The sequence below is a fragment of the Acinetobacter sp. YH12096 genome (assembly GCF_013419215.1).
Taxonomy (GTDB): domain Bacteria; phylum Pseudomonadota; class Gammaproteobacteria; order Pseudomonadales; family Moraxellaceae; genus Acinetobacter; species Acinetobacter amyesii.
This window is the reverse complement of sequence record NZ_VPAM01000039.1, coordinates 23,415-34,224: the sequence shown is the minus strand read 5'-3', so window position 1 is coordinate 34,224 and position 10,810 is coordinate 23,415. Positions and strand designations below refer to the sequence as shown.

The window sequence follows — 10,810 nt, the reverse complement described above, 5'->3', positions numbered from 1 at the left end:
GGACAAGCATCGTCATTTTATTATGGTCAGCCTCAGGGTGAAGTGTGTCTAATCAACAGGGTTTTCGGTCTCTAAGCACTTTTTAAAGGGAACATCATCGACTCAAATCTCTATTTGCAACAGTGCCAAATATGGTACATTTCACGCAACTACTTTCCCAATACAAGTCTTTAAAATGAATCGTTTTATAATTTTTTTGTTTCTTACTTTTATAATTAATACAAGCTTTGCTCAAATCGTAGAAATCCCTAAATTCTCAGACTATCCCGCTCGAATTTATACAGGTCCCACTTCTGCACCAAAATTAACAACGCCATATCATAAAAATTACAAAACACGTCTAACTAACTCTTCTAAAGAAGATATTAACTTTGCTGGCGAATATGTTCTGAGTGTATGGGGATGTGGTACGAGTTGTCGTGTATATACTTTTATCAATAAAAGAACAGGTGCCATTCTTGATACACCATTTGGTGGTGAAGGCGGTGAAAATATTGTCAGCATTAGAGCAAATAGCAAGGTAATCATAACAACAGAAGAGCTCTACACAAATGACTACGATTCTCTCGGCTATATGGCATATTATTATGTATTAGAGTCAGGACGTTTTAAAAAGGTAGCCCAACTTCCAATTTCTGAAGATCTTTATCAAGAAACCCGTTATAACTACTAATATTCCAACACCTAGCTAATATTATTTTAAACTTAATCTTTAAAAGTTATAACAATAAATCAGCCCGTATTTTACAGGCTGATTTTTAGCTATTTCTTCAATAGTTTTTACCAACTTCTCAGCTCTTTCAATAAGAACCTCCTCAGCAATATAATTATTTTTACTTGAACCGTACCGGGTCAGTGTTCCACAGTTTTCATAAGATAAATAATTATAGTCGCCAATTTCAACTGAGTTCCTCTCCGGCTTTTAAATAGCGGTATACCGCTTGGCGGCTAATTCCAAATGCCTGGCCTAATGCCATTTTTGAAGGATACTGCCCTTCCTTCCATGCTTGTCGCAAAGCTTCAGCTTTATCAGGCTTCAATTTATGTACCCGGCCTTTGTACTTCCCTTGAACAGAGGCGAGTTTAATTCCTTCCTTTTGCCTTTCCAGAATGATTTCACGTTCAAATTGCGCAAAAGCACCCATCAGTTGCAGCATCAAATTATCCATCGGCGTGGATTGGGCAGTAAAAGTAATATTCTCTTTTACAAACTGGATAGCGATCCCTCTTTTGACCAGTTTATCTACTTCAGTGACCAAATCTTTTAGACTTCGTGCAAAACGATCCATGGAATGTACAATCACCCTGTCCCCTTCCCGGACATAGTTCAACATTTCTTGAAATTTCGGTCGGTCGGTATTTTTACCCGAAGCACGGTCAACAAAAATCCGGTCGACTTCAATTCCCTCAAGTTGACGCCCTGTATTTTGCTCGACCGAACTCACTCGCACATAACCTACTTTTTGGCCTTTCACTCTTTCACGCCCCAATTAGATAAAAATGAACAATTTCGTAAATTATAAATCTTAAATATCAAAGTTACATGTTATATATGGTTAAAAATCATTTAAATGTTACATAGTTTTAAGAACTTTTATATTGTTACTTTAGGGTATAGTCTAAAGTAACACCTTGAACTTTTGCAACAGTGCCCTTAAATTGCTATACACACCAATGGACCAAGCCGGTTCACGTTCTCTTGCATAACTGCAACTTTATTGAAGTTCACATGCTTCAAGATCGCTTTCATCGGCTCCGACATGCCTTCGGTTTCCGACAAATCCGAAATGTACTCTGACTGGTCTACATACTTATAGAAGTTGTTATCAGGGTGTTGTTCTTTAATGCTTTGCCAACATTGGGGAACCATCACAGAGACTGGTCTGATCAGGTTGAAATTATTGGCGATATTCAACCCATACAGGTCGAAATCGGTATACACCGCTACCGGACATTCTTCTGGCAGAACTTCAAGCAACTGATTGACTGACCGGCAGTTCTTACCATGCCCCCTGTAAAGGAATAGGCTGTCTTGCCATTCGAGTGGAACTTGCTGATACCAGTCCGAAATCCGTACAAGCATAGTGCCATTCTCAATAATGATCAGCTTCCTGATTTTTTCTACTGCAAGATGCTCTAAGGACACGGCTGTTGTCACGCCAGGATGTGCAATGTGCATCTCACCGGACTTTAACGGTAGTTGTGCATTGATCGCAGCAAACCAAAGCTGCTCACCGAAAACGCTGGCATTGCCAGACTTTTCATCTATACGATGATCAGCAAGCGATATTCGGTCTGCATTGGAGTCATACGTTACCTCTGGCTCCGTTTTTACATGCTTTCCGTACAGAACCCGAAGCACATCAAGATCTGATTCACTTAGATGCAGCTCACGTTTGATGATGCTACCGATCTGCATGTCTTTGTTCAGCATTGTCCATGTCTTGTTAAGCTTCACCACTCTGGTTTTAAGCTGTAAAACCGTCTGAATGATTGAGAGTTCTCTTTGCCCTAAGCGCATTGCATCACCTTTCCGTTGCTGTCTTTGCGACGAAACACGATATCTGAAATGTAGTAGTTGCCATTATATTTAGCATCCGTTTCACCCACTAACTGCAACTCAAGATGGTTTGAGTGGTTGAGTTCAAACTCATACAGGAGGCGACTAATCCAGTATTCAAATTTGCATCCAGGCTCTAGGCGTATGTAGGCGTTCTTTGCTGATATTTCATTGATTGCCGGACTGCCAAAAGCGTCAAAGAAGAAAAATGCAGCTTTATCCAGAGGTGAGACTGCCTTCACTATCGTATGCGTTGCCTTCTCTACCGGTGGGCGTTTTTTTTCAACAACTGGACCATCTTTTTTAACACGCTTCTGATTGGCTGTCTGAGCTACCGCAGATAAAGTGTTCTCAAAATCCTCAAGGTAGATATCGGCACGAGCTTTCAGCTTGATAAGTGGTACACGACGGAAGCTATCAGGTGCCTTGTTGAAATCAATATCGGCATTCAGCGTCCGGTTGTTGGCAAAATGACGGTGCAGCGCATCAATCAGATTGATTCGCTCCTGGGTTTTTATGTCCTTTTTCCATTCAAAGAGTTGCTTGTCCAGTCGGTGATGGCTGTGGTTCATTTCTTCAATGGCTTCAAACACGCTTGGCTTGAGACGTTTGGAGATCACTCTCTGCAAGTCTGCATCACCTACCGCCAATTCATCCATCGTATTTGGTGAAAGGATTTCCAGTGCCGTAATTAGCATTTTGGCAGTCTTTAAGCTTTGTTCAGCCTTACGCATTTTCATGTCGTAGTTGTTGAACAGCGACAGATACTCAAAGCACTGATCGGCAAAATTGGTCATGTTCTCGCTGATATTGTTTGAAAGCTCAATAATCAGGTCACTTGCTTCAACCTTTAATACTTCGGCACTTTCCGGGTCCTCGACTTTTGACAAGGCATAGTCGGTACTCACCGTTTTGATACGATCAATCAGACCGCTAATGTCGGGTGCGGAAATGTTGCGTTTCTTTCTGTTTTTATAGAAATTCACAAACTCAATGACGAAGTTTCTTAGATGCAGCGTGTTTTTTTCTGCATCCAGATACCCAAGATCGCAAGACAGCAAATTATCAATCAAGGATTTGTTTGATTCATTGACCTGAATAGACGAACTGGTAAACATGATTGCTTCGGCAATAGCATCAATGTTTGCAGAGAAAACCTTCGCCCCACGTTCAGCCGGATTCACGAAGTCGATCATAGTAACTCGCCCTGCTCCACATCATCTGTTTGAGTGATATCAATCGCATTGTGTTCGGCAAGGTACTCAGCTTCATCGTAGAAAATCGACCAACGTGAAGTTGCCAAAAACTCAGTACCCACAACCCCAACCGGCACTAAATATTCGCGCTGTACCAAAAACTGAATAACACCGTTGATCTGGTCTTTCACTGTGCTTGCGGTCTTACCCAACTTTGCAGAGAGTTCTTTTAGCCCTTTTTGGACATGCTTGGACTTCTCCACTTCAACCAGGATTTCACCAGACGTAATTCTGTCGCCTCCAATCAGAGGTTCATTGCGCCCCCCTGCCTTTCTGAACAGTCGCAGCCAGTCCACAAGTGGCTCCATTTTGCTGACGTTTTCCTCAAACTGTTTGGTGATGACCTTTTTGATCTCAGGGTCACTTTCAATATCAAGGTAAATCAGGAAATACCCACCACCGCACGGTGTCTGAATACACTTTTTGCCTAGAAAACTAATATGGTTGTTTAGTTGATCTAAAAATTCGACATCATTCAAAAACTCAAAGTTCTCAAAATCACTCCACTGGTCAATTAGATAACCTTCTAATAATTTGGTCGCTACTTTTGTTAATCGTTTATCAGCCATTTAAAATTCTCCACTTTTTCCCTATTAGACTGGTTCTGCTGCAAGCAATGGGTTATCGCCTTCGATTTCCAGTGGAACAACAGTGCTGACACCATTGGCTCCAACAATGTAGAGATTCTTAAACTTGTGGTTAGAGGTTGAGTTTTCCGGTTGAGCACAGACCAGATAGATTTTGTTATGGTCCATCATGTCGAACAGCAAATTGGTGTTGATCGCATCAAAGTTGCCAATCTCGTCAAGCGGGATATGGATGTAGGTCGAGTTATCAGGGCATAACTTCCGTGACAATGCGAGGAACATGATCAGCACCAGAATACGTGACGTTCCTGTACTCCCTGCACTGGTAAAGTCGTTGTCAGTACGCAGCTCGGCAAGACGACCATTGTTCATCACGCTCATTTTCAGACGTACCATAGAGCGGATATCATCAGTATGTCCTTTGGTGCTTTCAATTGCCTTTAAGGTGTATTCACAGCAACGAATGAAATCCTCGCTCGGAATGGAGCTGCTTTGCATGTTTTCAAAGGATTGATAGTCCTCACACTGCAAAACAAACTGATTGAGCTGATCTAGGGTGTTCTTGTCATTCAGCACACTTTCCAGATTCATTGAGAAGTCAGTGAATGCCTTGAACTTGTTGCTACGGTTCAGGTAACCAGACAGTTCCGTAGATACGCTCTTTAAACGCTTATTTAGATTAAGGATTTCCTGAATATAGTTACGCAACTGAGCCGATTTATTACGGAAAATGTTTGTGACTGCATCATGCTTTTTCGGCAAGTCGTAGTCCATGATGCTTTCGATGGTAGACATGGAGTTAATGGTGTTCATGGTTTCACTGGTAGTCCCCATACTCTCCATCTTTTCCTCAAACAGCTTGAACAGAGAGAAGGCTTCATATTTGCGCAGTAATGCCTTAGAAGCGTTTGTCTGCAAGCGTAATTGATAAATCTGTTTCTTCTGTGTATCAGCCAACGTACCCAGATCACGAGAGAAGCTGTCGAAGCTTAAAAACTCAGGTCGATCTACCTCTACCAATAGGATATCGTCATCGAACAGGTTTTCGATTTCACGCCCCTGTTTATCCAGCTTTTTGATTTTCTCCCTGAAATCTTGTGCACTCGCTTCAAGATTGTCCACTCTTGTACGAAGGGAGGTTCGGACTTGTTCAAGCTCACTTTCCAGTTTGGAAAGATTGTGGCTGTATTCAGATACAAGTTTCAGAGCTTGGTTCATGTCCTCGATATGGTTCTGCTTGTACTGATAGTGGTTTTTCTTCCACATATCGTACTCAGCCAAAATGCTTTCATAGCCTTTGACTTTGGTGTGCTGTGCAATCGCAGCCTTGATCTTCATTTCTGCCTGTTTCAGGATATTTTCATCCACGCCTTGCTCACGCAGTTTGCTGTGATACAGGTTGGTCAAATCATCCATCTTGGCTTGATAGCTGCTCTCTAGCTGCTTTTCCTTTGTGGCAATCAGATCAAGCTTGATACGCAAGTCTGCATAGGACGCATCATAGCTCTCCTTTAAGCCATTTTTTTCAAGCATGTTGGCTGATCGAAGCTCACCACGTTTCTTCGGCTCAATCTGATTGTTGAAAGTTTGCAGCTCGTATTTCGCTCTATTTACAGCTTCTTGCTCAATACGTGTAGCTTCTGCCTTCTTCGCTTTCAGCTCTTTCTCAGTCTGGTCATAAACCTGTCGGGCTTGCTGCTTCTCGTTTTGCAGGGTATTTAACTCATTTTCGAGTTTAACAACTGCAATATTGGTCTCGTTGATCTCTCTATGGATGGACTGAGCCAGATGCGATTGCTTGTCGTACTGCTCAACCAAAGAAGCCGTGTAAATCTCGGCATCTTTCAGACGTATTTGTAGTTGCTCAAGACTGTCGGCTTCCCCTGGAATCTCCAACTTGTTCAGGTCTATTTCAAGACCATAGAGGCTTAGGGCATTGGCATTCACGCCAGTTTGCCAGACAGGGTTCAGGTTGGTTTTGAAGAAAAGCTCAGGATTGATGACCTTCGCAATGGTAGTACGCCAGTCCACATCTTCATTCGGTGCATCATTCAGGAACCGTAGCAAGGTGTCTTTCTGGAACAGGGTTGTACGCAGATTCTCTTCTGACTGCTTGGCTTTCTCAAGCTTGGCTTTTAATCCATTAAGATCATACTGCGCCTTGTTTTGATCAAAATTAAGTTGTTTAAGCTTGTTTTGAGCCGCTTTCAATTCGTCAGACTTTGCAGACAAGGTATTCTCTTTGACTTCATAAGCCAACTTGAGGCGCTGTAGCTGTAGGTTTTCTTCATCCGTAAACAGTGTTGATTGGTGCATGCGCTCCATAGCTGCTGACTGGATATCCAGAAGCCTTTGACGTTCACTGGAAATTTCTTGATCAAGAATTTGGAGCTGTTCAGCCTGTTTGCGCTCAAGCTCTTTCACCTTGAGATCAAAGCGGTTTCGCAACTGGTTGATTGCCTCCTGAACCTCGTTAGATTCAGCATTAAGGGCTTCACTGGATGCCATTTTTTCACGAAGCAAATCTGCTGAATGCTTGTCGTACTCGCGGTTGATATTTTCGTAGCTTTCAGTCAAAAACTGTTTGTATTTCTTCGCTTCTTCAATCTCGTTGAAGTAGTGCGCACGTTTCTTATATTCCTGTTCCATGACGGAAATATTCATGTCTTGATAACGTCTTTCCGCAACTTCAATATCATGAATTGCCTGTTTAAAGTTACCTGCAGACTTTTCTTTTACTGCAATCAGCTCTTTGACTTGTACAATCTGGTTATTCAGGTTACGGACTGTCTCATTCCCTTTGTTCTTTACCGCATAGATTTCATGCTCTATCGAACTGATCTGCTGCTCGTAGTTCACCACATGGTCCCGGAGTACCAACAGGTGTGCATGAAGCGCATTAAAGGAGGCTAAGACCGCATTCTTTAACTGAATGCCAGAGATAATCTTCTGCTTTTCCGATTGAAGGCTTTGTAGGGCTTTCACATCATTGATGGTTGCTAACCAATCTGCGGTAGAGGTTGGTTTTGTTTTGATTTTCTCGTTGTCCAAATACGCTTCAATTAACATGGTTTTGAAGTTTGAGACAACATTGTTCTGGTTAATCGTTACCTGGGTCAGATTGCTCAGGAATTTTAGCTGTTGTTTGCTTCCAGACAGTGAATAGCGGTTGCATAAATCACGAAGGTTTCTTTCACCTGTCAGTCGTGATTTATCTGCAGTCAGCGTATAGATATATTCAGGGATGCTGTCGATCTGACGGCTCACATCAACGCCAGATTTATAAACCTGATCAAATACGTCTTTCACATTCTGAGAAAGACCCAAGATTTCCAGACTGCTCTCACTTAATAGCGTATCTTCCGCGCATCCATCAACAAATCGGTAGTTGTGCTTGCCCTGATTATTATTGCGATACAGCACCACACACTTTGTACCTGAGTGAGCAAGGTATTCAAAAATCACCATGCTTCGACTGCTCGGCAAATAGTAGTCTACGAAATTTTTCTTGTTTGCAGCTTTCTCTATTAACCCATTTGGTGAGGCACCAAAGAAAATAGGAATCAGGTTCAGGAATGAGGTTTTCCCTGCACCGTTGATACCGGTAATGTTTGTATGACCACCACTAATATCAACTCGGAATAGTTTAGATGAAAGAAAAGAATCATAAAGAATGATTGACTGTAAACCTTTCATAGAGGTTTCTTGAGGGTTAATAATACTCATTATATACCTTTTATAAATATTCATAAGTCTAATGGATACTTCAATTTTAAATAAAAACTGTAACTTTCCCTGATCTTATACTTTTATTAAATATAATGGCGGTTATCCGACATAGACACCAACTATCCCCAATTTCTGCGGATAAAACCGGGACAACTTTTAGCCATTTTTGTACGCCCTGGCGCACAGAGATTTAGGGATTTTGCGGCTAGGGCAGCTGCGGTTTTTTACTTATGATGAAGTCATACAGGAACAGGACGTTCCGGAACATAAAACAATAACGATAAGTTCTAGCACCAGGATTATTAGGTAGACAGCCCTACCTAGCACCAAACATGAAAAAGCCCGACAAGATGTCGGGCTTTTTTATTTAATATTATTTTTAAAAAATACTTGCAAATAGTGTAATGAGTTGATCAAATATGAATTCAGTCCACGGATTAAGGACAAGGTAACTTAATATGATTAAACCTCAAGACATTCTAGTTCTCGTAAAACTGATCTCTATTGAGAATCAGCACCAGATATTCAAAGAATACTATTCAGAAGCACAACTTGAGTGGGATAAATTAGAAGATGAGCAGTTAGATATCTTTTTAAAATTAAGTGCTTTTTATGATTCTTTATCAATCAGAGGGTTGGCTGAAGCAGTAGTTATTAGTAAAAGTGAGGTTGCAGAATCTTTAAAGCGTTTAATCAAGATAGGGCTATTGATCGTAACCTCTAATTCACCATTTAAGCGATTAGAGCTAGTAGAAATGCAATGGAAAACCAATAGAAGAGCTCTCTTAGACCTAATTATTTACAGTTTTCAATACTTTTTCCATACAGAAGTTGGTGCTATTGATATTGGTATTCCTACTGTTTTCAATAATAAAAAACTTTCAGATCATTTATCGTATTCTTCTTCATTACCTTATATTTGGCCCGCTCAAAGCTATCAATCAATTTCAGGATTAGCAGTTGAACCATTATATAAATCTGTACCATATGCAGCGTTAGATGATAATTTCCTGTATGAAGTTTTTGCTCTTATTGATGTGTTTAGAATAGGTTCCCCAAGGGAAAAGAAAATAGCTGAAAAGTTATTACGTGAGTATCTACAATGAATAATGCTTTAACACAAATGAAGATGCTAGAGCAGGTTATAAGTGCTTTAAGCGAGGATCTTATCAAAGACCTAGTATTTATTGGAGGGTGCACTACTAGCCTGTTTTTAGATCCAGAAAATTTATCTTTATCAACTAGATACACTCAAGATGTTGATTTAATTGTAGATATAAAGACTACAACCCAATGGTATGAGTTAGATGAGAAAGTCAGAAAACTAGGGTTTAAAAATTATCAAAGTTCAGATCCATTTGAAAAGAACACGGACTTCACTTGTCGCTACCAACTAGGGGAAGATCTAATTGTAGACTTTATGCCCACTGATGAAAAAATTTTAGGCTTCTCTAATTCTTGGTATCTAGAAGCTTATAAGAAAAAAGTAGAGTATAAGCTAGGAAATAATTTAATTATCAATACCTTAATGCCTGAATATTTCTTAGCAACCAAGTTTGAAGCATTACATGGCCGTAAAGAAGATCCCTTATATAGCAAAGACTTAGAAGATATCATCACAATTTGCTTGGGACGATCCTCCTTAGTTGAAGAAGTCTATAATGCTCCAACAGAACTCAAAGATTACTTATCTGACCAATTTAAAAAACTCACTGAATTAACTGATTTTGAAATCATAATGGAAGATCAATGTAGATTTGGCTCAAGAGAAAGAGCTTTACAAGTAATTCAAGCGATCATAAAACAATGGCCAAAAGCATATTAATAAACTCCTTTTCCTTATGTCAGAATCTTAGCGCACCAGAAAAATTTGGAATCGATGCTGTAGGGAACCTTACTGATAATGAAAATCTATATTTTTGTTACGTAGTGGATGGTCATGGGGGATGTAAAAACAGCGACATACTAGTTAAAAATTTTCAGGCTTATGTGCTTTCTTTGAAGGACGTCTTTGCTCAATTAAATAATACTACACAAGATATACATGATTTTTTTGAACGTCTAACAGAGAATTTTTATATAGAACATCGGGGAAAATTGCGACCTGCAGCAATGAGTATTTTGATGGTTATTTTTAGTCAGACTCAAATTTATTCAGCACATTTGGGTGATTGCAGACTTGGGAAAATCAATAATGAGCAACAAATCAGTTGGATTACTTATCCTCATAATTTAGCGATGAGCTTAAATAATCAAACAGATCCCCAAAGTATCGAAATGATACTTAGGTCTTCTTCAAATGATAATATTGTCACCAAGTCATTTAATACAAAAAAGTTAAAACCCTTGAGCTTTAAGACCTTAGATATTGAAAAAAAATCCACATATATTCTAGCATCCGATGGATTTTGGAAGCTTTCAGAAAATGATATAAAAACAATAATTTATAGCAAAAATTTATCCGAAGTATCTTCATTATTTGATGATATTTCTCTATGGGTTATATCATTCATTTAACATAAAGTCTCATATACCCAATTCGGATGTTAAAATCAAATAAACCTAATTTTTATAAGCAGATACTCGCTATGAACCGTACCGGGTTTGTCGGAGAATTTTTATTTAAGTTAGGCCACCTGACCTAACGGGTTAATCTTATCATTGTACATTGCTTCAAA

The 10,810-nt window shown here is 39.8% G+C and carries 9 protein-coding genes and 1 pseudogene; 5 read left to right on the top strand and 5 right to left on the bottom strand.

All coding sequences use genetic code 11. From position 1 onward, the window contains the following. Together FTU36_RS14105 and FTU36_RS14100 are read left to right on the top strand one after the other, a co-directional pair. Positions 1 to 75, top strand: a pseudogene (locus FTU36_RS14105) (IS6 family transposase); the annotation flags it as partial. 100 nt (positions 76 to 175) lie between these two features. Next, the gene (locus FTU36_RS14100) at positions 176 to 673 is read left to right on the top strand and encodes a hypothetical protein (RefSeq protein ID WP_180009768.1); all 498 of its coding nucleotides are present in this window, start codon (positions 176 to 178) and stop codon (positions 671 to 673) included. A gap of 226 nt (positions 674 to 899) precedes the next feature. On the opposite strand, the gene FTU36_RS14095 is transcribed toward FTU36_RS14100, so the two are convergent. The 5 genes from FTU36_RS14095 to FTU36_RS14075 form a co-directional block, all read right to left on the bottom strand. Continuing rightward, positions 900 to 1,475, bottom strand: a complete 576-nt coding sequence (locus FTU36_RS14095; RefSeq protein ID WP_075316580.1) for a recombinase family protein — start codon at positions 1,473 to 1,475, stop codon at positions 900 to 902. 179 nt (positions 1,476 to 1,654) lie between these two features. Beyond that, positions 1,655 to 2,521 carry a hypothetical protein gene (locus tag FTU36_RS14090; protein ID WP_004676005.1) on the bottom strand — a complete coding sequence of 289 codons (867 nt, stop codon included), beginning with the start codon at positions 2,519 to 2,521 and terminating at the stop codon, positions 1,655 to 1,657. Next, entirely contained in the window at positions 2,512 to 3,756 is a 1,245-nt protein-coding gene (locus FTU36_RS14085; protein ID WP_005100615.1) for a hypothetical protein, read from the bottom strand. The genes FTU36_RS14090 and FTU36_RS14085 overlap by 10 nt, the downstream gene beginning before the upstream one ends. After that, positions 3,753 to 4,385: a hypothetical protein gene (locus FTU36_RS14080; protein ID WP_004676008.1), complete on the bottom strand. Its 633-nt coding sequence runs from the start codon at positions 4,383 to 4,385 to the stop codon at positions 3,753 to 3,755. Before FTU36_RS14080 ends, FTU36_RS14085 begins: the two co-directional genes overlap by 4 nt. Positions 4,386 to 4,409: 24 nt before the next feature. After that, complete coding sequence (locus FTU36_RS14075) at positions 4,410 to 8,129, bottom strand: ATP-binding protein (RefSeq protein WP_078390059.1); 3,720 nt, start codon at positions 8,127 to 8,129, stop codon at positions 4,410 to 4,412. A 461-nt stretch (positions 8,130 to 8,590) separates the two neighbouring features. Here FTU36_RS14075 and FTU36_RS14070 point away from each other — a divergent pair, with 461 nt between their 5' ends. The 3 genes from FTU36_RS14070 to FTU36_RS14060 are packed head-to-tail and all read left to right on the top strand — an operon-like array spanning position 8,591 to position 10,649. Beyond that, positions 8,591 to 9,238 carry a hypothetical protein gene (locus FTU36_RS14070; RefSeq protein WP_004827010.1) on the top strand — a complete coding sequence of 216 codons (648 nt, stop codon included), beginning with the start codon at positions 8,591 to 8,593 and terminating at the stop codon, positions 9,236 to 9,238. Continuing rightward, positions 9,235 to 9,957: a hypothetical protein gene (locus tag FTU36_RS14065; RefSeq protein ID WP_159153672.1), complete on the top strand. Its 723-nt coding sequence runs from the start codon at positions 9,235 to 9,237 to the stop codon at positions 9,955 to 9,957. The genes FTU36_RS14070 and FTU36_RS14065 overlap by 4 nt, the downstream gene beginning before the upstream one ends. Next, positions 9,939 to 10,649, top strand: coding sequence for a serine/threonine protein phosphatase (locus tag FTU36_RS14060; protein WP_004827016.1), 711 nt, complete (start codon positions 9,939 to 9,941; stop codon positions 10,647 to 10,649). Before FTU36_RS14065 ends, FTU36_RS14060 begins: the two co-directional genes overlap by 19 nt. Positions 10,650 to 10,810 lie beyond the last annotated feature (161 nt).

Excerpts from the sequence above, each read along its gene's own strand:
- FTU36_RS14100 (WP_180009768.1), top strand. The coding sequence starts at position 176 with ATGAATCGTTTTATAATTTTTTTGTTTCTTACTTTTATAATTAATACA.
- FTU36_RS14080 (WP_004676008.1), bottom strand. The coding sequence starts at position 4,385 with ATGGCTGATAAACGATTAACAAAAGTAGCGACCAAATTATTAGAAGGT.
- FTU36_RS14075 (WP_078390059.1), bottom strand. The coding sequence starts at position 8,129 with ATGAGTATTATTAACCCTCAAGAAACCTCTATGAAAGGTTTACAGTCA.
- FTU36_RS14085 (WP_005100615.1), bottom strand. The coding sequence starts at position 3,756 with ATGATCGACTTCGTGAATCCGGCTGAACGTGGGGCGAAGGTTTTCTCT.
- FTU36_RS14070 (WP_004827010.1), top strand. The coding sequence starts at position 8,591 with ATGATTAAACCTCAAGACATTCTAGTTCTCGTAAAACTGATCTCTATT.
- FTU36_RS14060 (WP_004827016.1), top strand. The coding sequence starts at position 9,939 with ATGGCCAAAAGCATATTAATAAACTCCTTTTCCTTATGTCAGAATCTT.
- FTU36_RS14090 (WP_004676005.1), bottom strand. The coding sequence starts at position 2,521 with ATGCGCTTAGGGCAAAGAGAACTCTCAATCATTCAGACGGTTTTACAG.
- FTU36_RS14065 (WP_159153672.1), top strand. The coding sequence starts at position 9,235 with ATGAATAATGCTTTAACACAAATGAAGATGCTAGAGCAGGTTATAAGT.